The sequence below is a fragment of the Virgibacillus halodenitrificans genome, from assembly GCF_001878675.1.
In the GTDB taxonomy this organism is placed as follows: Bacteria; Bacillota; Bacilli; order Bacillales; family Amphibacillaceae; genus Virgibacillus_Q; species Virgibacillus_Q halodenitrificans.
Genome location: NZ_CP017962.1, coordinates 178415 through 202552 on the forward strand (window position 1 = coordinate 178415; position 24138 = coordinate 202552).

The following is a 24138-nucleotide window of genomic DNA, read 5'->3' on the forward strand; positions in this document are numbered from 1 at the left end:
CTTAGGATCAGCTATAATTAGTACATGCAGCAGGATTGCTGTATTATTTCGCGCTGAATAAAGTATTACTAGCGCCTTGCTAAATAAATTTGCTGATTGGACCATTCTAGATCTTCTACTTTTTGATAATGAGTCCTATATGGAAACACAGAAGTAGTACATCCTAACATGTATTTTCTGTTGAATATAGAAAGAAACAGCTCTCCGGTAGTTTAGTGAAGAGCTGTTTTGAAAAGTTATGATTTATCTATCATGACGCTTCTCCAGAAGAAGTCTACAATTTCCTTAGCAGCTTCTTGAGAATTGGTAAATAATGTGTCTCCATTTGCATTTTGATAATTGCCCGCATTAAGAAGAGATATATAGGAATGTACGGTAAATGCAGGATTAACCTGTCTAATTTCCCCGTTAGCTATTGCTTCCTCAAAAATTTCTTCCATTCCCTCGTACATGTAATCTTCGGCAGTATGAATTGCTTTTATTTGGTCATGGTCAAGCATACTTTTCGCATTCTGAATAAAAAAATCCATATCCAGATGTACTGCTATCTGTAAGTATACTTCAGCCACCTGTTGCAATTTTGTTTTTAATTCTATTGGTTGACGGAGCAGTTCAATAATCTGTTTTCGAACCCGGTACATGAGCTTAACCATAGCATCTGTGTAGAGGTCCGATTTTGTTTTATAGTAATAATAAACAGTAGCCTTCGTCACATTCGAAGCTGAAGCAACGTCATCCATGGAAACATCTGCAAAGCTATTTTCCATAAAGAGCGTGGAAGCAGCTTGGAGAATCAGCTCATTCGTAGGTTGCTTCTGTTGGGTTGATTTAGGGCGGCCAAGTGGGCGGCTAGGCTTTTTATCCATCGGTGATGACTCCTTCACAATCTTTTATATTGATAATTAACTAACTAGTATATATAATTATAGCAAATAAAGATTCACAACGCATGCATCATGACGAGAAAGGGTGAGTTTTTGAAAAATTTACTTGCAAATTGGGGAAAAAGTATAGGCCCGAAAACACGTTGGCTGACAATCATTCTGTGGGTACTATTAGTTGGAGTTGTTTCGGTAGTATGGCCACAGGTAAACAGTCAGGAAACGAAATCTAATCAACTTTTGCCTGAAGATACCATGTCTGTGGAGGCTTCTAAAATTGCCGATGAACAATTTTCAGAGGATGCAGGTGTACCATTACTCTTAGCCTGGTACGCAAATGATGGCTTAAGTGAAGAAGATTATAAACAAATTCAAGAGCTTTACGGGAAATTGGAAGACCAGCCTCTTGATCATCAAAAAACGATTCCGCCGTTTGCGAACATGCCACCGCAAGCTTTAAAGGAAGCTGCATCTGATGATGGAAAGGCATTAACTACGCCAGTGATCTTTAAAGAGAGCGCCTCAACAGAAGAACTGCAACAATCGCTTGATGATTTACAAAAAAGGGTAGAATCCGTGATAGGGGACAGCGTTCTCGAATCAGATTTAAAAGAGAACGGATTACACCTCCGCTTAACAGGTCCAGTGGGAATACAAACAGACGCTACTTCTTTATTTAGCAGTGCGGATGTGACACTTTTAATTGCTACAGTATTGCTTGTACTTATATTACTCATTATCCTTTATCGATCTCCGATTCTTGCCATTGTGCCACTTGTAGCAGTAGGTGTTGCATATGGATTAATAAGTCCCTTGCTTGGTTTCATGGCTAAGCAAAATTGGATTGAGGTAGATGCACAGGCAATTTCGATTATGACGGTTCTATTGTTTGGAGCAGGTACTGATTATTGCTTGTTCTTAATCTCTCGCTATCGTGAAGAGTTACGGCTGGAGTCAAATAAATACACAGCATTGCATAAGGCAGTGACAGGCACAGGTGGTGCCATCATGATTAGTGCTTTAACAACCGTTACTGGTCTTTTGACATTAGCACTAGCTTATTATGGTTCTTATGACCGTTTTGCTGTTCCATTTAGTTTGTCTATTTTCATTATGGGAATTGCTGCTTTAACTCTATTACCTGCAATTTTAGCTATTCTGGGACGATTTGCATTTATCCCGTTTATTCCAAGAACGGAGGAAATGATCCAGAAAGTAGAGCAGAAGAAAGGGAAAAAGCTTCGCAGACCACAGGCTACTGGCCCATTTGGCAGAGCTTTAGGGCGTTGGTCTACGGAAAAGCCATGGCTCATAATAATTAGCTGTGTCATTGTATTAGGAGGATTGGCTGCCTTTGTTCCACAAGCTAAATACACGTACGGATTACTTGATTCCTTTCCGGAAGATATGCCATCAAGAGAGGGTTTTGAAGTAATTGCAGAACACTATCCACCAGGGGAAATTGCTCCTATCCAGGTGATTGTGGATAGTCAAGGTAAAGAGGTTTCCTTAAAAGAGGAACTGGAAGAGATGAAATGGGTAGAAACAGTAAGCGAACCAGCTACAGGTTCCAAAAATAAAAACTACCAGCAATATGAAATCACTTTATCCATTGATCCATACTCAAATAAAGCAATTGAATATATTCCTAAGCTAAAAAATAATATTGAGGAATATATGCAAGGAGAAGGTTTAGCTGCAGATGAAACGGTTTGGCTTGGTGGTGAGACAGCAACATTATCTGATACAGAGGAAGTAACAAGTCGAGACCAATCCATTATCATTCCAGCTGTATTAATCATCATTGCATTGTTACTTCTCGTTTACCTTCGTTCCATAGTAGCAATGGTTTACTTGCTTGCAACGGTACTGTTATCGTATTTAGCAGCCCTTGGACTTGGTTGGATTATTATTCATTACGGGCTTGGAGCTACTGCAATGCAAGGGTTAATTCCTGTTTATAGTTTCGTTTTCCTCGTAGCGTTAGGTGAAGATTATAACATCTTTATGGCCTCTAGTATTTGGAAAAATAGTAAGCATAAGCCACTAAAACAGGCGATTAGTGAAGGAGTTAGCGAAACAAGTAGTGTTATTGGTTCTGCAGGTTTAATTCTGGCAGGTACCTTCTCCGTCCTTGCCATTTTACCTCTCCAGGTTTTGGTTCATTTTGGTACAGTGACAGCAATTGGTGTACTTCTAGATACGTTTGTTGTTCGGCCGCTACTTGTACCTGCATTAACGACCGTTCTGGGCAGATATGCATTTTGGCCAGGAAAGCTATGGAAGAAAATAGAGTATGAAAAGGAAGTAAGCAGCTAGATGTTACTTGCGTAGGGTGACGAAGTAAATAATTATATTAAGAAGAAGTCAGGAGTCATCAATTGGAAGAGGATGAACCTGACTTCTTTTTAATATTGGCTCTAATATATGTTGGGTTATTCAATGATTTAGGAAATAGACAAATTGCGAACTAACTTGGTTATTTTATGCTGCAAAGCTCGCCTAAATATGGAGTCTAGTTCCACTATCGCTACGGGAAATACTGCGCTTTTCGGGGGCGGCTGATGAGCCTCGGGCCAACACGATGTTGGCCATGAAGGCGTTGCGACTTTAGCCTTCCAGCCTTTGCTATGCATTCCGGGGTCTCACCGATGCCTCATCTCACCCAGAAGTGTACGTATTTCCCTTCGCTTTGAGTTGTTTTTTTAGCAATGAATAAGTTTAGTATTAAGTGGAAAGCCCACTCCACATTTAAATTTTAAAGCTGCTACAAATTGATTGGAGCGGAAGGGGACGACTCCTACCGGAATAGCATGAGCTGAAGACCCTGGACGTAGCGGAGCGGAGGAAGCGGCTGAAGCCATGCCGGTGGAAAGCGTCCCCCTGCAGTGGAAATCAATGGGTCCATCCATTTCCTTAAAATGAGATATACTCTAGTTCGAAGTTTCCTCCAACTATGATTGTTACGAGATAAGTTGGTACTTCGGCATTTTGTTGTAGAACCTTCTTCTTGAATTGGCTGCATCTTATAGTTATTACAACTAGCCATATCCTTTTAAAAATCTCCCCAAACAAGGTAAACTGTTCCTGAAAGGAGTTTGACAATAATGAACGAATATTCCTTACCAGATCAAATCAACCAACTATTAACTTCAAATAGAAGACAAACAGACCATTTTACGGAGCTTGTCCGTAAAGGAAATTATATGCCGGAAACACCAGATGTACTTATCGATGCCATTACAGCATTGAGTATGGGTAAAAATGTACTCCTAAAGGGACCGACTGGATCAGGAAAGACAAAATTTGCCGAGACACTGTCCTATCTATTTAATCAGCCCATGTTTAGTGTGAATTCATCTGTCGATTTGGATGCAGAAAGTCTGCTAGGCTTTAAGACATTGGAATACACGGATGGAAAACAGCAAATTGAGTTTGTCCCTGGACCTGTTATTAATGCTATGAACTACGGCACGTTTTTATATATTGATGAAATAAATATGGCTAAGCCTGAGACACTTCCACTTATAAATGGGGTGTTGGATTACAGAAGAACACTTACTAATCCGTTTACGAATGAAATTGTTTCTGCCAATGAAGGTTTTGGTGTCATTGCAGCAATTAATGAAGGATATGTTGGCACCGTTCCATTGAATGAAGCATTGAAGAATCGATTTGTAGTGATTGAGGTTTCCTATATACAGGGAAAACAATTAAAACAACTGATTCACAACTCGACAAAGCTTTCCGATGAAACGTTAATCGACTTATTTGTAAAATTATCCGAAGATCTGATTTTTGCGGTTTCCCAAGGGAAAATAGCGGAAGATGCTGCATCAATTCGTGCCCTGTTGGATGCCTGTGACTTAAGTGCTTTAATTCCGCCAAAGAGGGCAATTCAACGTGCAATTACAGATAAATTGGATGAAGCAAGAGAGAGGGAATTTGTAGCTAGTATAGCTGAGACGCTATTTAGATAGGAGAATAGACTATGTATCGTTTTCATCATTCCAGTGTGGATACAAACCTTTTTCGGCTGTTACAAGATATGTCTATAGTGCTTTCAGGTCATCCAGATCTGTCCTTTGAACATAGCTATGGATCCTATATTGACTTAGTTGATGATAAGCTGACAGTCAGTAGAACTTGGGACACGGCCACAACGGAGTTTCAGACAGCGGGGTTAAAATCAGATGTCTATTTACGCGCCATTGGCACCCTTCGGTATACGGACCTTCCTGCAATGAAGCGTTATATATCTGCTCTTAGAGAGTCATCTATCCCTAAGTTTGCAGGACAGCTTGCTACACTTATGGAGGATATCCGACTGGAAGAAAAGATTAAAAAAGAAAGACCTGGCACGATTTCTGTTTTTAATATACGAACAAAGTATTATAAACATAAATTTGAGAATGAATTAGCATCACATGTAACGCGCGGGTTTGCTCTTGATGAACTATTTTGTCTGATTTATTTATTACTGCAAGCAGACACACCAGATCCAACTTTTCCAAGAGCGAATCAAAAGCAGCTCGATCGATTGGAAATGCTCAAACCGGAGCTGTATGCTGTGTATGAAGCGAGGAGTACTGATGATATAACCAAGCTGGCCGAACGTATTGTTTTCGGTCTGCAAAGTGATTACAAAGACACAGTGGATGAGTATTTTGTTTTACCAATTGGTCATCTGGAATCCTACACAAAAAATACGCTATTTGATGAACTCACTAGAACAGATGAGCTTGCTAATGAAGATGTGGAAGAAGTAGATGAAGACAAAAATGAGTATATTGATGAGGAGTTTTCTACCTGGCATAGAGAAAATGAAAATAGTGACCGAAAGCAAACCTTCCTTCAATTTGAATTGGATGTCGGGACGAAAACCAGTATAAAAGGTGGAGGAGCTCGAGAGACGGAAGATGGCGACCAGGCAATGGCCACAGTTCAGGGAGCCTCCGGGCAAAGTAAGAACAATGATTACTCTGACCTTGATACATTAGATAAAGAAGAGAGCGACCAGGGAAAAACGAAAGATAATCAGTATGGGGAAGCCAATAAAGCTGCAGTAAAACATGAACTTGGCGCAGATAAACCAACGAATGACGATAGAGAACTGTACAAGGAATATCTGCAGGATGTGGAGCCATATGAACGAAAGCTTTCCAATATTATAAAGAAAACAATTGAGCATAAGAAGAATGCACCGAGAAGAGATTTAATGGCAGGCAGGCTTTCTAAAAAATTATTACCTCTTATCCTTGATGAGAAGCCAAGAGTGTTTTACAAGAAGAACCAAGAGTCGAAGGAAATGGATGCAGCGTTTACATTACTTGTTGATTGTTCTGCTTCAATGCAGGGGAAAATGGAGGAAACAAAACGAGGAATTATCTTATTCCATGAAGTGTTAAAATCCTTTCATATTCCACATTCGATTATTGGTTTTTGGGAGGATGCGATGGAGGTAGAAGCGGATTATCAGCCAAACTATTTTCATAGAATCCATTCCTTTTCTGACTCCCTTTACGAGTCTAATGGGGTAAAAATTATGCAATTAGAGCCCAGAGAAGATAATCGAGATGGGTTTAGTATTCGCGTTGCAGCTGAAGAATTGGAAAGACAGCCGGAAAAAAATAAATTCCTGCTTGTTTTCTCTGATGGCGAGCCGGCAGCAGCCAATTATGAACAAAATGGTATTATTGATACAAATCTGGCTGTATCGGAGGCCCGGAAACGCGGTTTGGAAGTTATCGGTTTATTTTTATCAGACGGAGAAGTAGAGGAAAGAGAGCACACCATGATGGAGAATATTTATGGGAAAGAGCGGGTAATTGTTCCATCCGTCTCAGAACTACCGGAACATTTTGCCCCATTATTAAAAAGCCTTCTGCTAAAAGTAATATAGTATTGATATATATAAGGGAGGAGTTTATTTGCAGCAGCCAATTCAAACATTAAGCAGGAAGAATTATGAGGAAATTTTTGCTTTATCCCAGTTCGCTTTTCAGTATAAACTTTCACCGGAGGAAATGGAGAAGAAGAAGGCAGAAGCGGACCGTCATACAATCTGGGGGTGGATGGATGAAGATAAGATTGCAGCAAAACTTCATCTCATTCCTTTATCTTGTTATATTAACGGAAAAGAGTTCCCCATGGGTGGGATCAGCTCTGTAGCAACATGGCCGGAATATCGAAGAAAAGGCATGGTGAAGCACTTGCTGCATCATGCTTTGACGGAAATGAAGCGGAACGGACAAATAATTTCTTATCTTCATCCCTTTTCATTTGCCTTTTATCGGAGGTTCGGCTGGGAGCATGCCTTCACAGAACAGCATTACTCCATTCCGATTGAGAAACTAAAGAAAAAATGGGAGACGTCAGGTTACGTACGTAGAATTAAACCAGATATTTCTTTATTACATGAGTTGTATTCCAAATATGCGATACAGTGGAATGGTATGCTTGCACGTGATGAAAAGTGGTGGGAGCAACGTGTGTTAAAAGACGATGTTCACATTGCAGTAGCTTATGAAGAAAACGGACTGGCTTCCGGATATATTATGTATGAGGTTAAGGAAAATACAGTGAAGGTGAAAGAGCTTGTACATAATAGCTTAAACGCTCAGAAACTGTTACTTCACTTTATTGGTAATCATGATTCCATGGCTGAAAAGGTTACGATGATTGTTCCTGAAGATAATCATCTACCTTTACTACTTGATGAGCCACGTTTTGAACAAAAAACAGCCCCTTATTTTATGGCAAGGATTGTCGATGTTGCTGCTTTTTTAAAAACATATCCTTTTACTGGAGAAGGAGAAATAACGATTACAGTGGACGATAGCTTCTTTCCTGAAAACACAGGAACATATGAGATTAAGTGTGTGAATGGAAAAACATCTGTTACTAGGGTTGAAGATCAAAATCTGGCGCAGTCTGCTAATTGTTCCATTCAAATGCTTACAGGAATGCTGTTAGGGTTTAAGCGACCAAGCGATTATTTTAAAGCTGGATTATTAACTGCTGCTGACTGTGAGATAGAAATTCTAGAGCGGCTCATCCCAGCAAAGCAAACCTTTTTAACCGATTTCTTTTAAGCATATTTTTTAATGAATTGTTTTAAAGCCATTGACCAGTAGAGAAATCTGCTGGTTTTTTTGTTCTGTTATCTGACGTGTAATGGCAGTACCCTTTTTAAGGCGGATATTAATCCTGTTATGCTTAATAGTGAGCGCATACACTTTTGTTCTTTTTCTGGGTTGAATTTCCTGGTTTTTTAATTATTTACAAAATCGATAGAATTTTAGCGAACATTGCGATAAAATGGAGAGTAATACAAGTAAGTGGACATAGAAAAGGATGGACAGGATGAGTTATCATACTAACGTTATTAAACTATTATTTTCCACGGACGATCATTTGTTTCGGATTGGAAAAGCAGAGAAAATACATAAACTATGGAAAGCAACCGGCCTTCTTGTTCTTTTAAGTATACTTATTTATTGTTGGATGGCTTATTTGGGGATTGGGTCTAACTATATATCAACAAATGCAACGGAAATGAATGCCTTAACATATGAACAGAGTAAATTTTGGTTTTTGGTAGGCCGTGCATTATTTTCCGTTTTATTTGCGATGCTTGTCCTATTTATCCCTTCTCTCTTATTCTATTTATTAACAGATATCCCCTTTAAAAAATTAATGATTATGCAGCAAGTAGTTTTGTTCGTACTATTAATTGAGCGGCTTTTATGGATACCACTTGCTACAGTTAATGGACTCGATTGGTATGTGTCACCACTTTCTCTTGGTATTATTGCCTCTTATATAACGGACAAGAGCTGGATTATTTTTTTCTTTGGTGCAATAACATTGTTCCAATTTTGGATAATTAGATTTCAGGTGAAGTACCTGACGACACTTTCCCAAGCAATAAGAAAAGTCTGGATTTGGGTGAATGTCATCTTTCTGCATCTGATCTATTGGGTTATTACAGCCTTGCTTGCATTTATTGATACATACATTTTAAGTGGGTGGTTCGGATGAGGCGAAGAAGATTTATCTTAGCTGGAATAATTATTTTTATTGGGGTAAATTATTTGCTTCTTTTTTTGGATAAAGAACAGAAGGTCGACCGGCTCGCTTATGTGAGTGAATGGCTGCCAGCATTTCAAACGGATATGAAGGAAGAGATAAATAAGCCAGGTGTACTTTCTCCTATGCAGGAAAACCACCTTTATTTCAGTGAGGAAACAGGTGAATTTCAGGAATTTTTGATGGAGGGAGGGGTGGAAGTCCAGGTTGGTGATCCATTGTATACCTACCGTGTGACAAATTACTATGAAACCGTCGCTGAATTGGAACAACAACAAAGGAAGCTGACTGGAGAGGTTCAAGCCGTTGAAGGAGCTATCTCGGATATGAATCGCTATCAAATTCCGCGTTCAACGCAAGGAACGGCAACTGCAGATACAGAGCAGCCTACCATTCAAATCGAATTACCGGAAAACCCTGTCGAAGCAGCTATGATGAAGGACCAATATCTTATTGAAAAAAAGAAGGAGCTTGCAGCGAAGGAAGCGGAGTTGTCCAGCATCGAAGCACAATTAAATGAGTTGGAAGCTACAGGTGATACGATAACCGTCGAGAGTCCCTATGAAGGGTTGGTAACGGAGGTTTCTACCACCCTTGATGCACCTCTGCTTACGATTGCCGGCAAGGAATTACAGGCAGAAGGCGAATTTACGGAGCAGGAGAGAATCAGGATCGCCGAAGGACTTCCTGTGCATATCCAAGTAGATGCAAAGGTGATGGCACTGGAAGGAACACTTGAAAAAATCCAGAAAACACCAGAAAATGTTAGTATCAAAGGAAAAAGTATTTATCCGTTTTCGGTGGCGATAAAGGAAGACGAAGAAGAACAGCAAGAAAATCAGGAAAACATGGTAGAGCAGGAAGAGAGCGCCGAGGAGAGTCACGAAGAGGCAGAAGAATTATTACCTGGCTATCATGTGAATCTTTCTATTATTACAGAAGAAAGCAAGGATGCAACGGTTCTCTTTGAAAAAAATCTGTATGCAGGTGCCGTATGGAAAATGAACGATAATGGAAAGCTAATGAAGCAAAAGGTAGAAACAGGTTTGTATATGGCATCCATGGTGGAAATCACGAAGGGCATGAAAGCAGGCGAATGGGCCGCTACCGAACGGGAAAGTCAGTTTCGCCATCAAGCGACATTTATTACTCCATTACAGTGGTATAAATTTAAGGTTAAAGAAGTCGTTTCGAGCAAATACGAGGATTGGGGTAAATATTTTGTAACAGGATTATTATCAAGGTAAGAACAAAAGAAGACTGGGGTCAAGAGAATTTTACACACTAATAATCCGAACCAAATCACACTAATACTAACACATGGCTCGGATTTATTAATGTTTCAAATTAGCGGAGGAAAATGCGCAGACTCCTCGGAAATGAAGTACACATTTCCTTCGTGCGATGCTAAGCTGTCGCAGCCTTCCTTGTCCTGTGGGAGAAAAAGCCTAGGTAAGACCCCGCAGTGCGTAGCACGAGGAGGCTTAGCAGCGCCCACGGAAAGCGAAGCGTTTTTCCGGAGCGGTTTTTCCCACACTTTAGAATAGGATTATGCCATATCCCCTCATTCTTTATAAGTTGGAAGCTCTTTCCGTTCTGCTTACATGTTTGCTCGTACGCTGTTGATGATATAAGACATTGACAATAGCACCAACCATTAAGATTAAACCAGTTAAGAAGAACCAGATCATTAAAATAATGATACCGCCTAAACTGCCATATGTCGCAGAATAACTGCCAAAGTTACTTACATAAAATGAAAAACCAAGAGATACAAGTAACCATAGTATACTTGCAGTCATCGCACCTGGCATAACATGTTTAAATGGAAGCTTTTTATTAGGAGCGAATCTGTATAGCATCGCTAGTATTAATGTGATTACAATGATACTGACAGCCCAGCGAAGTACTTGAAATAATAAACTCATTGCTGCCGATAGGCCAAGAATAGACTCAAGGAAATTTAATATAACACTTCCGAATACAGGGAGAAGAATAGCTACCCCCAATGCTAGGATCATTCCAAGCGTTAACCCTAGAGCTAAGAGGCGGACTACAATAAAATTACGAGTTTCCTCTACTTCATAAGCTTCATTTGTTGCTTTAATAAAAGCATTAATTCCAGCTGAAGAAGACCATAGTGCTCCAATGATACCAAAAGTTAATAGACCACCACGCGGGGTGTTTACAATACTAATGATGTTTTCCTGCAAAATGGAGCTGATTTCACTTGGTAAGTTTTTTTCCAAAAAGCTCACCGCCGTGTTAGGGTCTATATTAAAATAGGGGATTATAGTAAAACATACGATTAATAATGGCACAATTGCTAATAAATAATAATATGCCTGTGCGGCTGCTAATAAAGGTACATTGTCTTCTTGAAATCTAGCTATAAACGATTTGCCATATGTTTTCATTTTAGGCATATACATTCCTCCAACAGTTATTTGTATTCCGTATACCCTGTTAGCGAGGAAATGAATCCGAAAGAAAATTCGAAAAATACCATAGATATATCAGTATCACCACAAAGTTCTTATACGTTTTATTTCGAGCTTCTAGTGGTATAATGCACTTAAAGGAGGGGGTTTTTCCAATGGAAGGAATAATATATGTAGCACTGTTACTTATTTCAATCGCATTTGCAATTATCGTAGCCTATACATCCTTTTTATTGTATCGTATTTCCAAAACAATGAAGACGATGGCAAAAACGGTAAATGAAGTGGAAAAGGAAGTTGAAGCACTTACCCCACGGTTGAAAGAAACTATTTATGAGACAGATAAGATAGTTGATGACATAGGAATAAAACTAAAATCAACGGATAATCTTTTTGACACTGTAGAAAACGTAGGATCTTCTATGAACGCAGTTAATCAAACGATCCATAACAGTAGTGATAAGCTGTCAAAAACAGAAATGGAAAGAAAAACAAAGCCGTTTGTAGAGGGAATTAAATGGAGCGAGGTTGCTTTCACTTTATATTCCAAATGGAAAAAGAAATCAAAAAATGAATTGATGGTTCAAAACCAGAGCCACTCGCTCGTACCATTAAATAAAACAGGGAAAGAGGGATAGGTATGTTGTCAGGAATTGGGGTATTACTTATCGGTGTAGCCTTTTTAATTTTAGCTTTTTTTGTTGCTCATGTGCTTAATAACTTGGCTGGCGTGCTTCATGGAGTTGAGAAAACGGTAGAAAGACTGCCTAATCAATTAGATGAGATTTTTAAAGAAACAGGTAATCTTATGCAAGAAAGTAATCGCACATTAGCGGATGTAAACGATAAAATGGAGCAATTAAGTCCATTGTTTTATATTTTAGGTGATGCGGGAAATGTAACAAGAAAATTTTCCTCTTCCCTTGTAGACATAACAGAATCGATGAAGAGTAAAACAAGTGATACAGAAGAAATTACTAAGAAAAATAATGTCGGCGGGCTATATGGTTCTTTTGCGCTTGGCTATTATTGGTTGAAAAAACGCAGACAATTGAAAAAGGACGTTACCGAAGGAGTATCCTCTCATGAGCAGAGAAACGAATAAATCAGTACTCCTTGGAGCAATATCTGGTGTTACACTTGGCTGGGCGGCAAAGTCTCTGGCATCCCGCCAAGCTGGCTTTCTTGATAAAATTAGGAGAATAGACCAGAGGATTTATGAGGACGGAAGGGCACGAGCAGAGAAAATAAACCAGATAAAGCTAGATGTCGATAAAAAAATATAAATTAAAAAATCCCCTGTAGATGGGGATTTTTTAATTTATATTAATTCTGTTGTTGCTCAAGCCTTTTCTTTTTTGATAAATAAAATAACCCAATGTTGCTAATCCATACCATCCTTCTAAGTGATTTCGTTGTATGAAATCATTACCTTCTGATGTGCCTTCTTTTACACTCATTACACGATCAACCATTGTTGAAGATACATGCTGAGTAGCTCTTCCAGCATCACCTACAATGTAAAATATAGGGCTTAATTGCTTTACTTGGTCATTTACTTGATGAAGTGTACTGTTTCCGGTCTCTAACGTATCTTTCGCTTGTGTCATCACATCATCTACTTGTTCAGGGAGCTGATCAACTGTTTTTTGCAGGCCATTAAAAACCCCTGCTAGCTTATTAAGTGGTTTTATAAGTACGAAAACAAGTCCCAATAGGGCAACACCTATTACGAGCACCCCAATACCTAGCCAATCCATATAATAAAATCTCCTTCCGCTTGAAGTTCCTTTAAATAATAATACCACAAATTGAAGAAATTAAACGAGTAGTAAACTAATCATATTCTATTTGCCTGTCCCATAAAATAGTTATACATATGTTATAGAGGGGACGAGAAAATAATGAATAAAAAGTATAAATGGTTCTTGTGGGGATTGGGATTCTTTGTACTGGTAACATTAGTAGTATACCCAGTTAATAAAAAAGAGATGACACAGCCTGTCTCATGGACGTTACCACTTTCCGGAAAAACGATTGTAATTGATCCGGGCCATGGCGGGGCAGATGGGGGAGCAGTTGGAAAGGATCAAACCTTGGAAAAGGATATTTCTCTTCAAGTCTCCAAAAAGCTTCAAAGCTATTTACAGCAGTCTGGAGCAATTGTCTATTTAACAAGAGAAGAGGATAAAGACCTGGCAGATGAAGAGACAAAAGGTCTTGCCCGTCGCAAAGCAGAGGATATTCGTAACAGACTGAAATTAATGAAAGAGAAAGATGCGGATTTTTTTATAACCATCCATCTTAATGCATTACCATCTACTCGGTGGAGCGGTGCACAGACTTTTTATTATTCGAAGTTTGATGAAAGTAAGCATTTGGCAAAAATGATTCAAGCAGAAATCACTCGAAATTTGGAGAATACGACAAGACAGGCGCTGGCTATTGACGGAATATATTTACTGAAGCATGCAGACATCCCAGGTGCTTTAGTAGAAATAGGATTTTTGTCTAACGAACAGGAGAGAGAAATGTTAAAGCAAGAGGATTACCAGCAGAAAATGTCAGCAAGTATTTATAATGGAATTTTACGATTTATCACCGAGAAAGCTCAAGATTAATTTCTATTTGGATTAAATATGTGCATTGTCCTTCCCATGATTCATATCACTTAGATTTTAGCTGAATTATGTTATACTAGCGTTGGATGAAATTAAACGCTAGTAAAGGATGGTGTCATATTTTGTTAACTAAAGACGAGATTGTACAATTATTAAATCCTGTAAAAGATCCATTTTTACATAGAACGCTTGAAGAAACAGGCGGCGTAATTGAAGTAACCATTAAAGAAGAGAAGAAGCATGTTAGTGTAAAAATAGGCATTGGAAAAACCAATACAGCGGAACAAATGCAGTTACAGCAAGAAATCGTTGGTATTTTGAAAAAGAATGGAGCATCAACAGTCGGCTTACGTTTTGAACAGCTGCCTGATGAGGTAATACAAAAGTATCAGCCAACTGCAGAACAAGAAAAGGAATCCTCTTTGATGGGAGGAAGCTCCAATACGAAGTTTATTGCAGTCGCCAGTGGTAAAGGCGGTGTAGGTAAATCAACTGTTACAGTAAATCTGGCTATGTCGCTTATGCGTTTAGGCAAAAAGGTTGGTATCATTGATGCTGATATTTACGGATTTAGTGTGCCGGATATGATGGGTGTAGAAGAACGTCCAGCAGTCCGTGGGGAGAAGATTATCCCTGTAGAAAGGTTTGGAGTAAAAGTTATTTCCATGGGCTTCTTCGTCGAAGATAATTCCCCTATTATTTGGCGTGGTCCTATGCTTGGTAAGATGATTAACAGCTTCTTTAAAGAAGTAGAGTGGGGAGATCTGGATTATTTATTACTCGATCTGCCACCAGGCACAGGGGATATTGCAATGGATGTTCACGAGCTTTTACCTAGCTGTAAGGAAGTAATTGTAACAACACCACATCCAACAGCAGCCTTTGTAGCGGCACGTGCAGGACAAATGGCATTAAAAACAGAGCATGAAATTTTAGGTATTGTTGAAAATATGGCTTATTTTGAAAGCAAATTAACTGGAGAAAAAGAATACGTCTTTGGCCAAGGTGGGGGGCAAAAGCTAGCTGAAGCCTTAAATACTAAAGTGCTTGGACAGTTGCCATTGCAACAGCCATATGAAGATGAAGATGTATTTGCACCTTCCATTTATCAAGAAGACCACCCGATTGGGAAGGAATACCATAAAATTGCGGCAAAAATTGTTGCAAAAATAGAAGAGTAAATGTAAAAAACAGCGGGCGAAAAGTACGTCCGCTGTTTCTTTATGAGCTTTCTTGCTTATCAGGTCCGCCTCCGCCACTTTCTCCCCCACCTTGTTGAGACTTTCCGCCATCATTACCACCTTTTTCTTGTGCTTGTTTTTCAGCAGCCTTTAAAAGAATCTCTTGAATTTTAGCTTGGAAAACAGGGGTTTCTAATGTTTGCTGAATTGTCTCTTCCAAATGAGCACGAAATTCCTGGCTTTTTAAAACGGTTAATAATTGTTCTGTCATTTTAGGATCCTTTAATAATTCGAGCATTTGCTTTTGGTAATCGGCATCATTCATCATTTTTTTTAAAAGCTTTTCCTGCTCTTTTTCCATCGATTTTGCGTATCCCTCGACAAATTTAGGGTCCTTAAACAACATTTCCCACATTTCTTTTCCTTTGTCAGAGACAAGCGTTTCATTAATGGATTTCTTTACCACATCAGATTGAATGACAAGCTCTTGTTTCATTTTTTCATCTGCTAACATTTCTTGAAGCGCTTTTTTTCCATCCTCGGTCTGTAATATATCCACTACCATTTTCTTTGTTTTATCGTAATCGCCTTCTTCAGGAGCGGCATTTCCCCCATTACATCCGCTTAAAAAAAGGACAAGAAAGGCGAAAAAAAGTACATATATGGAACGGTTCATTAGGAAATCCTCCTCCCTATATGTACTTAATATGTCTAAAGAGAATCGGAAATATGCGTTTTCTTAAGGAAAAAACTCTTCCAACATGGTAGAATACATGGTGAATGAATTAACAAATAAATTGTTGCTAACGAAGTAGGAGGACATAAGATTGAATAGTCGCAAACTAGTGCATTTCTTTTTTACAACTTTATTTTTAGGTGGTTTAGCAGGACTCATTACCAGTTTTTTTGTAAAATCTGGAGAATATAGCAAAAATCTGAATCCATTTGATTTAGGTGAATTATTTGGCTTAGTAGTGTTCTTTATTGGGATGGGCTTTGTATTTAGTGTTGTCAGCCAAACGGGGTTCTTTGCATATTTATTTATCAATCGTTTTGGACTCGGCATGTTCCGTTCCTTTTGGCCAACAGTGCAGGTTTTATTAATAGCATTCGTATTATTTGACTTGGTTTACTTTCCATATAAAGCGACAGATGGCAATATAGCATTGTATTGGTTTATTCTTATGTCACTGGGTATTCTTGCATATGGATGGATTGTAGCAAAGATAAAAGCAAAAGAAACAAATCAGACAGCATTTATACCTGCATTATTTTTAATGATTGTCATGACATCGATCGAATGGGTCCCGGCTCTGCGTACCGAGGGCACAGATTATGCCTGGTTAATGATTATTACGCTATTGGTATGCAATACATATCAGTTGCTTGCATTGCATCGATTAAATAATAAGGAATTAAAAAAATAGTATTTCTTAAAAAACTGTTCCAATACACAATTTGGGGCAGTTTTTTTATTCAACAAGCTTTGACTCTGCATGTGCCTGGTTAATTAATTCTGAAAGAGAGACAAAAGAAAATCCCTTGTTCTTTAAGATAGGAATAATTTTTTCCAATGCACCAGCTGTTTGTTTTGCTGAATCGGAGGCATGCATTAACAAAATATCTCCGTTGCTTGTTTGCTTTACTACGGAATCAGTAATTTGTTCGGTTCCTGGATTCTTCCAGTCGTTTGGATTTACATTCCAATGAATCACTTTATAATTCAAGCTTTCAGCAAGCTTTATAATTTCTTTGTTAAAATGTCCATTAGGTGGGCGAAGCAGCTCCACCTCTTTGTAGCCAAGTTTGTTGAAAATTTCTTTGGCATAAGTGAGATCTTTTCTGACTTGATCTATTTCCTGTTCAAGATAACTTTTATAACGATAACCAAGCATTCCTAGCTCGTGTTGATCGTCCGTAATCTTCTCCAAAATATCAGGGTGACGTTCTGCCCATTCCCCGCTGACAAAAAAGGTTGCTTTTACATTTTCTTTTTTAAGCTGTGCTAAGATATCATGTACTTTCTCTTCACCCCAACTGATGTTAAATGTTAGCGCGATATTTGGTTCTTCAGCATTTCCCTTTGTTAACACAGAAGGTTCATCATTTAAAAAAACAGAAAAAGTTCCATCCCTTTCAAACCAAAGAAAAGTAGCTGTAAAAAGAGCAAATAAGCCAATAACCAACCACCGTTTCCATTTATTGAATCGCCACACATAAAAATGCTGCATTAGTAATTCTCCTTTCTTTAACTTGTCCTATAAATATTCTATGTAACCTACTATTAGATAGAACTCGCAGAAATTTAAATTACATACTAATAACAAATTTCGATAAAAGATTACAAATAAACAAAAAGTAAAAAAACCAGTTTCTCAGATCGAAAATAGGGTAATAATTGGATAGACTGTCGAATTAAAGAGAATATAAATTATAAACATATAGACAGTATTTCAGTAAATTCGAGGGAAAATTTAAATAAGAATAGCGAGAAATAGGTCGTTGTATAGAAGTGCAATCAATTACTACATGCGGAAATGTTTTTCGTTTTTTTGCAAAAAGTGAAAGTAATAATTTTTATTAGAGATGAAGAGATTAGAGGTGGCGTAGTGTTAGGATTATTAATAAGTGAGATAGAGCAAAAAGAAATGGAATACTTAATTAGAAGAGAGCTCGATGAATTACTATTAGATTTGGAAGATCACCGAATTGATCATATGGTGAAACGGGCTATGAAGGAAAGATATCGGATATTGTTTCAGCTATATCGCAGAGTTGCCAGTGAGAAGGAATGTATGAAGTACATCCCGAGTCAAATAGAAAAGTAAAGATAGGAAGTCTTCATCAAGCTTACTAGCACGGTGGAGACTTCTTAATTGAAGAAATAAATAGTTTTTTAATAAATGTATTGCAAAGGTGAAATATATGTGATATATTATTTTTTGTTGTCAAACAAAGACAAACATTGCAGAAACAAAGAAAAAACTTTTTGCAGAAAACATATTGACAACAGTTTGAAACCATGTTAAATTATATATCGTCGCAAAAAACGACACAGATAAATTTGCTCTTTGAAAACTGAACAAAACAACCAGTATGTCAAGAAAAACATGACGTTTTTCGTTAATTTTTAAAAAGCCAGAAGTTAACGCTTCTGCAGCTAAGACATGAGATAAGATTGATTGGTGTCGATCTTATTCAAACTTTTATGGAGAGTTTGATCTTGGCTCAGGACGAACGCTGGCGGCGTGCCTAATACATGCAAGTCGAGCGCGGGAAGCAAGCTGATTCTCTTCGGAGGTGACGCTTGTGGAACGAGCGGCGGACGGGTGAGTAACACGTGGGCAACCTGCCTGTAAGACTGGGATAACCCCGGGAAACCGGGGCTAATACCGGATAATACTTTTCGTCACCTGATGGAAAGTTGAAAGGTGGCTTTTAGCTACCACTTACAGATGGGCCCGCGGCGCATTAGCTAGTTGGTGAGGTAACGGCTCACCAAGGCAACGATGCGTAGCCGACCTGAGAGGGTGATCGGCCACACTGGGACTGAGGCACGGCCCAGACTCCTACGGGAGGCAGCAGTAGGGAATCTTCCGCAATGGACGAAAGTCTGACGGAGCAACGCCGCGTGAGTGATGAAGGTTTTCGGATCGTAAAGCTCTGTTGTTAGGGAAGAACAAGTGCCGTTCGAATAGGGCGGCACCTTGACGGTACCTAACCAGAAAGCCCCGGCTAACTACGTGCCAGCAGCCGCGGTAATACGTAGGGGGCAAGCGTTGTCCGGAATTATTGGGCGTAAAGCGCGCGCAGGCGGTCCTTTAAGTCTGATGTGAAAGCCCACGGCTCAACCGTGGAGGGTCATTGGAAACTGGAGGACTTGAGTACAGAAGAGGAGAGTGGAATTCCACGTGTAGCGGTGAAATGCGTAGAGATGTGGAGGAACACCAGTGGCGAAGGCGACTCTCTGGTCTGTAACTGACGCTGAGGCGCGAAAGCGTGGGGAGCGAACAGGATTAGATACCCTGGTAGTCCACGCCGTAAACGATGAGTGCTAGGTGTTAGGGGGTTTCCGCCCCTTAGTGCTGAAGTTAACGCATTAAGCACTCCGCCTGGGGAGTACGGCCGCAAGGCTGAAACTCAAAAGAATTGACGGGGGCCCGCACAAGCGGTGGAGCATGTGGTTTAATTCGACGCAACGCGAAGAACCTTACCAGGTCTTGACATCCTCTGCAATCGGTAGAGATACCGAGTTCCCTTCGGGGACAGAGTGACAGGTGGTGCATGGTTGTCGTCAGCTCGTGTCGTGAGATGTTGGGTTAAGTCCCGCAACGAGCGCAACCCTTGATCTTAGTTGCCAGCATTTAGTTGGGCACTCTAAGGTGACTGCCGGTGACAAACCGGAGGAAGGTGGGGATGACGTCAAATCATCATGCCCCTTATGACCTGGGCTACACACGTGCTACAATGGATGGAACAAAGGGAAGCGAAACCGCGAGGTCAAGCAAATCCCATAAAACCATTCTCAGTTCGGATTGCAGGCTGCAACTCGCCTGCATGAAGCCGGAATCGCTAGTAATCGCGGATCAGCATGCCGCGGTGAATACGTTCCCGGGCCTTGTACACACCGCCCGTCACACCACGAGAGTTGGTAACACCCGAAGTCGGTGAGGTAACCTTTTGGAGCCAGCCGCCGAAGGTGGGACCAATGATTGGGGTGAAGTCGTAACAAGGTAGCCGTATCGGAAGGTGCGGCTGGATCACCTCCTTTCTAAGGATTTAGAACGGAACGCCGAAGACCTTCGGGTCTTCCGGTAAGGACATACATGGTTGTTTGGTTCAGTTTTGAGAGAGTAAATTCTCTATTACAATAATAGATGGGCCTGTAGCTCAGCTGGTTAGAGCGCACGCCTGATAAGCGTGAGGTCGGTGGTTCGAGTCCACTCAGGCCCACCATCTATATAAAACACGGGGCCTTAGCTCAGCTGGGAGAGCGCCTGCCTTGCACGCAGGAGGTCAGCGGTTCGATCCCGCTAGGCTCCATTTTTGTACCTTGAAAACTAAATAAGAGTAACAACGACATCAATTTTAAATATAAAAGCAAGGCTAAGAAATTAGCACGCTTATTCATTGTAAAAATAGTTAAGTGAATAAGGGCGCACGGTGGATGCCTTGGTACTAGGAGCCGAAGAAGGACGGGACTAACACCGATATGTCTCGGGGAGTCGTAAGTAGACATCGATCCGAGAATTTCCGAATGGGGGAACCCACTGTTCGTAATGGAACAGTACGCATAGCTGAATACATAGGCTATGTGAGGCAGACCCGGGGAACTGAAACATCTCAGTACCCGGAGGAAGAGAAAGCAAATGCGATTTCCCAAGTAGCGGCGAGCGAAACGGAATTAGCCCAAACCAGAAAGCTTGCTTTCTGGGGTTGTAGGACACTCCTTTGGAGTTACAAAGGAATTCTTTAGATGAATCGATCTGGAACGATCAGCCACAGCAGGTAAGAGCCCTGTAATCGAAAAGGAATTCTCTCCGGAGTGTATCCTGAGTACGGCGGAACACGAGAAATTCCGTCGGAATCCGGGAGGACCATCTCCCAAGGCTAAATACTCCCTAGTGACCGATAGTGAACCAGTACCGTGAGGGAAAGGTGAAAAGCACCCCGGGAGGGGAGTGAAAGAGAACCTGAAACCGTGTGCCTACAAGTAGTCGAAGCCCGTTTATGGGTGACGGCGTACCTTTTGTAGAATGGACCGGCGAGTTACGATCCCATGCAAGGTTAAGTGGAAGACACGGAGCCGCAGCGAAAGCGAGTCTGAATAGGGCGATTTGAGTATGTGGTCGTAGACCCGAAACCGTGTGATCTACCCATGTCCAGGGTGAAGGTCAGGTAACACTGACTGGAGGCCCGAACCCACGTATGTTGAAAAATGCGGGGATGAGGTGTGGGTAGGGGTGAAATGCCAATCGAACACGGAGATAGCTGGTTCTCTCCGAAATAGCTTTAGGGCTAGCCTCAAGGAATGAGTACTGGAGGTAGAGCACTGATTGGACTAGGGGCCCTCATCGGGTTACCGAATTCAGTCAAACTCCGAATGCCAGCTACTTAGACTTGGGAGTCAGACTATGGGTGATAAGGTTCATAGTCGAAAGGGAAACAGCCCAGACCGCCAGCTAAGGTCCCAAAGTATACGTTAAGTGGAAAAGGATGTGGAGTTGCCCAGACAACCAGGATGTTGGCTTAGAAGCAGCCACCATTTAAAGAGTGCGTAATAGCTCACTGGTCGAGTGACTCTGCGCCGAAAATGTACCGGGGCTAAACGTATCACCGAAGCTGCGGATTGTTCTTCGAACAATGGTAGGAGAGCGTTCCAAGTGCTGTGAAGTCAGACCGTGAGGACTGGTGGAGCGCTTGGAAGTGAGAATGCCGGTATGAGTAGCGAAAAAAGAGTGAGAATCTCTTTCACCGAAAGCCTAAGGTTTCCTGAGGAAGGCTCGTCCTCTCAGGGTTAGTCGGGACCTAAGCCGAGGCCGAAAGGCGTAGGCGATGGACAACAGGTAGATATTCCTGTACCACCTCATGAGCGTTTGAGCGATGGGGGGACGCAGTAGGATAAGGAATGCGCACCGATGGATGTGTGCGCCCAAGCAGTGAGAAAGTTGGATAGGCAAATCCGTCCAACAATTTCAAGCTGTGATGGGGAGGGAAATAGAGTACCGAAGTTCCTGATTTCACACTGCCAAGAAAATCCTCTAGTGAGTTCATAGGTGCCCGTACCGCAAACCGACACAGGTAGGCGAGGAGAGAATCCTAAGGTGAGCGGGAGAACTCTCGTTAAGGAACTCGGCAAAATGACCCCGTAACTTCGGGAGAAGGGGTGCTCCTTTAAGGAGGAGCCGCAGTGAATAGGCCCAAGCGACTGTTTAGCAAAAACACAGGTCTCTGCGAAGCCGAAAGGCGAAGTATAGGGGCTGACACCTGCCCGGTGCTGGAAGGTTAAGGGGAAGCGTTAGCTTACGCGAAGCGCAGAACCGAAGCCCCAGTAAACGGCGGCCGTAACTATAACGGTCCTAAGGTAGCGAAATTCCTTGTCGGGTAAGTTCCGACCCGCACGAAAGGTGCAACGACTTGGGCACTGTCTCAACGAGAGACCCGGTGAAATTATACTATGCGTGAAGATGCGCATTACCCGCGACAGGACGGAAAGACCCCGTGGAGCTTTACTGTAGCCTGATATTGAATGTTTGTACAGCTTGTACAGGATAGGTGGGAGCCTTGGAAACCGGAGCGCCAGCTTCGGTGGAGGCATCCGTGGGATACCACCCTGGCTGTACGACCATTCTAACCCAGGGCCGTGATCCGGTCCGGAGACAGTGTCAGGCGGGCAGTTTGACTGGGGCGGTCGCCTCCCAAAAGGTAACGGAGGCGCCCAAAGGTTCCCTCAGAATGGTTGGAAATCATTCGTAGAGTGTAAAGGCAGAAGGGAGCTTGACTGCGAGACCTACAAGTCGAGCAGGGACGAAAGTCGGGCTTAGTGATCCGGTGGTTCCGCATGGAAGGGCCATCGCTCAACGGATAAAAGCTACCCCGGGGATAACAGGCTTATCTCCCCCAAGAGTTCACATCGACGGGGAGGTTTGGCACCTCGATGTCGGCTCATCGCATCCTGGGGCTGTAGTCGGTCCCAAGGGTTGGGCTGTTCGCCCATTAAAGCGGTACGCGAGCTGGGTTCAGAACGTCGTGAGACAGTTCGGTCCCTATCCGTCGTGGGCGTTGGAAGTTTGAGAGGAGCTGTCCTTAGTACGAGAGGACCGGGATGGACACACCGCTGGTGTACCAGTTGTTCCGCCAGGAGCATAGCTGGGTAGCTACGTGTGGCAAGGATAAGTGCTGAAAGCATCTAAGCATGAAGCCCCCCTCAAGATGAGACTTCCCATCACTTCGAGTGAGTAAGATCCCTCAGAGACGATGAGGTTGATAGGTCCGAGGTGGAAGCGTGGTGACACGTGGAGCTGACGGATACTAATAGATCGAGGACTTAACTAATTTTCTTCTTTGATTGTCGTTGTTTTTCTCTTATTTAGTTTTTAGGGTATAAATTCATTTTATGATAGATACCGCTAAAAAGTTGTCTAGTAGCAATAGCGGAGAGGCCACACCTGTTCCCATGCCGAACACAGAAGTTAAGCTCTCCAGCGCCGATGGTAGTTGGGACTTTGTCCCTGCAAGAGTAGGACGCCGCTAGGCTGCTTTTTTTCATCTATTTACGAATAATTGTTTGCTGAATATGGTATGATAGGTAAAGAATTAAAAACCTTGATAACATTTAAATTAATTTAAACTATTCCACAGTAGCTCAGTGGTAGAGCTATCGGCTGTTAACCGATCGGTCGTAGGTTCGAATCCTACCTGTGGAGCCATTTTTGCTTCCATAGCTCAGCAGGTAGAGCACTTCCATGGTAAGGAAGGGGTCGCAGGTTCAAATCCTGTTGGAAGCTCTTGATATATAAGGCTTTTGTCCATTTTTGGGCAAAAGTCTTTTTTATCGTTCTAATAAAGTATTAACGCTTACAATTTAGGTCTTGTATTTTAGGCGTTTTGACTTTTATTAATTTATTTAAAATAGGCGAGAAAACCCCCATCTTCAAGGAATGTGAAGGGCAAAACCCAATGAGTAGGTGGGGGATGAATCGCCTTCGGACAAGGGATAGCTTCAGCTATCTCGATTGTCCGACTGTTCGAGAGCGTATTGGATGAGGTAGATAATCGTTTGGGTACGAGTCGTAACCCCCTTTTTTTCTTTAAAATCATCAATTCGTTTTGGATAACGCATATTTAAAACCTGTGACACTTTAAACCTCCTATGTTGTTATTAAAATAATATATAGTATACTTATTGTATATTAAAATAATA

Annotated in this window: 19 protein-coding genes, 4 tRNA genes and 3 rRNA genes; 20 read left to right on the forward strand and 6 right to left on the reverse strand. The window is 41.2% G+C overall.

The window, feature by feature from the left end; translation table 11 throughout:
- Window positions 1–236: 236 nt before the first annotated feature.
- Entirely contained in the window at window positions 237–866 is a 630-nt protein-coding gene (locus BME96_RS01000; protein WP_040953981.1) for a TetR/AcrR family transcriptional regulator, read from the reverse strand.
- Between the two features lie 90 nt (window positions 867–956).
- Here BME96_RS01000 and BME96_RS01005 point away from each other — a divergent pair, with 90 nt between their 5' ends.
- The 6 genes from BME96_RS01005 (at window position 957) to BME96_RS01030 (ending at window position 10219) form a co-directional block, all read left to right on the forward strand.
- Entirely contained in the window at window positions 957–3200 is a 2244-nt protein-coding gene (locus tag BME96_RS01005) for an MMPL family transporter (RefSeq protein WP_071648046.1), read from the forward strand.
- Window positions 3201–3988: 788 nt separating this feature from the next.
- Window positions 3989–4861, forward strand: coding sequence for an ATP-binding protein (locus BME96_RS01010; RefSeq protein ID WP_071648047.1), 873 nt, complete (start codon window positions 3989–3991; stop codon window positions 4859–4861).
- Between the two features lie 11 nt (window positions 4862–4872).
- Entirely contained in the window at window positions 4873–6783 is a 1911-nt protein-coding gene (locus tag BME96_RS01015; RefSeq protein ID WP_071648048.1) for a vWA domain-containing protein, read from the forward strand.
- 28 nt (window positions 6784–6811) lie between these two features.
- Complete coding sequence (locus tag BME96_RS01020) at window positions 6812–7975, forward strand: GNAT family N-acetyltransferase (protein ID WP_071648049.1); 1164 nt, start codon at window positions 6812–6814, stop codon at window positions 7973–7975.
- Between the two features lie 271 nt (window positions 7976–8246).
- Window positions 8247–8924: a hypothetical protein gene (locus BME96_RS01025; RefSeq protein ID WP_071648050.1), complete on the forward strand. Its 678-nt coding sequence runs from the start codon at window positions 8247–8249 to the stop codon at window positions 8922–8924.
- Entirely contained in the window at window positions 8921–10219 is a 1299-nt protein-coding gene (locus BME96_RS01030; protein WP_071648051.1) for an efflux RND transporter periplasmic adaptor subunit, read from the forward strand. The genes BME96_RS01025 and BME96_RS01030 overlap by 4 nt, the downstream gene beginning before the upstream one ends.
- Before the next feature lie 324 nt (window positions 10220–10543).
- Here the strand turns inward: BME96_RS01030 and BME96_RS01035 are convergent, their stop codons facing one another.
- Window positions 10544–11398, reverse strand: a complete 855-nt coding sequence (locus tag BME96_RS01035) for a YihY/virulence factor BrkB family protein (protein WP_060681696.1) — start codon at window positions 11396–11398, stop codon at window positions 10544–10546.
- A 170-nt stretch (window positions 11399–11568) separates the two neighbouring features.
- Here BME96_RS01035 and BME96_RS01040 point away from each other — a divergent pair, with 170 nt between their 5' ends.
- From BME96_RS01040 to BME96_RS01050, 3 genes are read left to right on the forward strand one after another with little or no spacing between them, the layout of a single operon-like run.
- The gene (locus tag BME96_RS01040; protein WP_071648052.1) at window positions 11569–12051 is read left to right on the forward strand and encodes a DUF948 domain-containing protein; all 483 of its coding nucleotides are present in this window, start codon (window positions 11569–11571) and stop codon (window positions 12049–12051) included.
- 2 nt (window positions 12052–12053) lie between these two features.
- Window positions 12054–12518 carry a DUF948 domain-containing protein gene (locus BME96_RS01045; protein WP_019379294.1) on the forward strand — a complete coding sequence of 155 codons (465 nt, stop codon included), beginning with the start codon at window positions 12054–12056 and terminating at the stop codon, window positions 12516–12518.
- Complete coding sequence (locus tag BME96_RS01050; RefSeq protein ID WP_071648053.1) at window positions 12499–12699, forward strand: hypothetical protein; 201 nt, start codon at window positions 12499–12501, stop codon at window positions 12697–12699. The genes BME96_RS01045 and BME96_RS01050 overlap by 20 nt, the downstream gene beginning before the upstream one ends.
- Window positions 12700–12729: 30 nt before the next feature.
- Here BME96_RS01050 and BME96_RS01055 read toward each other — a convergent pair whose 3' ends face one another.
- Window positions 12730–13173: a DUF948 domain-containing protein gene (locus BME96_RS01055; protein ID WP_060681700.1), complete on the reverse strand. Its 444-nt coding sequence runs from the start codon at window positions 13171–13173 to the stop codon at window positions 12730–12732.
- Window positions 13174–13317: 144 nt separating this feature from the next.
- On the opposite strand from BME96_RS01055, the gene cwlD reads away from it, so the two are divergent.
- Both cwlD and BME96_RS01065 read left to right on the forward strand, forming a co-directional pair.
- Window positions 13318–14034: an N-acetylmuramoyl-L-alanine amidase CwlD gene (gene cwlD, locus BME96_RS01060; protein WP_071648054.1), complete on the forward strand. Its 717-nt coding sequence runs from the start codon at window positions 13318–13320 to the stop codon at window positions 14032–14034.
- 122 nt (window positions 14035–14156) lie between these two features.
- Entirely contained in the window at window positions 14157–15215 is a 1059-nt protein-coding gene (locus BME96_RS01065; protein WP_071648055.1) for an Mrp/NBP35 family ATP-binding protein, read from the forward strand.
- Between the two features lie 40 nt (window positions 15216–15255).
- On the opposite strand, the gene gerD is transcribed toward BME96_RS01065, so the two are convergent.
- The gene (gene gerD / locus BME96_RS01070) at window positions 15256–15891 is read right to left on the reverse strand and encodes a spore germination lipoprotein GerD (RefSeq protein ID WP_071648056.1); all 636 of its coding nucleotides are present in this window, start codon (window positions 15889–15891) and stop codon (window positions 15256–15258) included.
- A gap of 151 nt (window positions 15892–16042) precedes the next feature.
- Here gerD and BME96_RS01075 point away from each other — a divergent pair, with 151 nt between their 5' ends.
- Window positions 16043–16642 (forward strand): KinB-signaling pathway activation protein, encoded by a 600-nt coding sequence (locus BME96_RS01075; protein ID WP_019379288.1) that lies wholly within the window; start codon window positions 16043–16045, stop codon window positions 16640–16642.
- Window positions 16643–16687: 45 nt separating this feature from the next.
- On the opposite strand, the gene pdaB is transcribed toward BME96_RS01075, so the two are convergent.
- A complete protein-coding gene (gene pdaB / locus BME96_RS01080) occupies window positions 16688–17446 on the reverse strand; it encodes a polysaccharide deacetylase family sporulation protein PdaB (RefSeq protein ID WP_071648057.1) in 759 nt (252 codons plus the stop codon).
- 378 nt (window positions 17447–17824) lie between these two features.
- Here pdaB and BME96_RS01085 point away from each other — a divergent pair, with 378 nt between their 5' ends.
- From BME96_RS01085 to BME96_RS01120, 8 genes are all read left to right on the forward strand, one after another.
- Window positions 17825–18043 carry a hypothetical protein gene (locus BME96_RS01085; RefSeq protein ID WP_019379286.1) on the forward strand — a complete coding sequence of 73 codons (219 nt, stop codon included), beginning with the start codon at window positions 17825–17827 and terminating at the stop codon, window positions 18041–18043.
- A gap of 377 nt (window positions 18044–18420) precedes the next feature.
- A 16S ribosomal RNA gene (locus BME96_RS01090) occupies window positions 18421–19986 on the forward strand.
- A 108-nt stretch (window positions 19987–20094) separates the two neighbouring features.
- Window positions 20095–20171, forward strand: a tRNA-Ile gene (locus tag BME96_RS01095).
- A gap of 14 nt (window positions 20172–20185) precedes the next feature.
- Window positions 20186–20258, forward strand: a tRNA-Ala gene (locus BME96_RS01100).
- Between the two features lie 97 nt (window positions 20259–20355).
- A 23S ribosomal RNA gene (locus tag BME96_RS01105) occupies window positions 20356–23270 on the forward strand.
- 85 nt (window positions 23271–23355) lie between these two features.
- A 5S ribosomal RNA gene (rrf, locus tag BME96_RS01110) occupies window positions 23356–23471 on the forward strand.
- The 16S, 23S and 5S rRNA genes sit together here with 4 tRNA genes alongside, the layout of an rRNA operon.
- A gap of 98 nt (window positions 23472–23569) precedes the next feature.
- A tRNA-Asn gene (locus tag BME96_RS01115) sits at window positions 23570–23644 on the forward strand.
- A 5-nt stretch (window positions 23645–23649) separates the two neighbouring features.
- Window positions 23650–23722 (forward strand) — tRNA-Thr (locus BME96_RS01120).
- Between the two features lie 215 nt (window positions 23723–23937).
- Here the strand turns inward: BME96_RS01120 and BME96_RS19740 are convergent.
- The gene (locus BME96_RS19740; protein WP_197035829.1) at window positions 23938–24075 is read right to left on the reverse strand and encodes a hypothetical protein; all 138 of its coding nucleotides are present in this window, start codon (window positions 24073–24075) and stop codon (window positions 23938–23940) included.
- Window positions 24076–24138 lie beyond the last annotated feature (63 nt).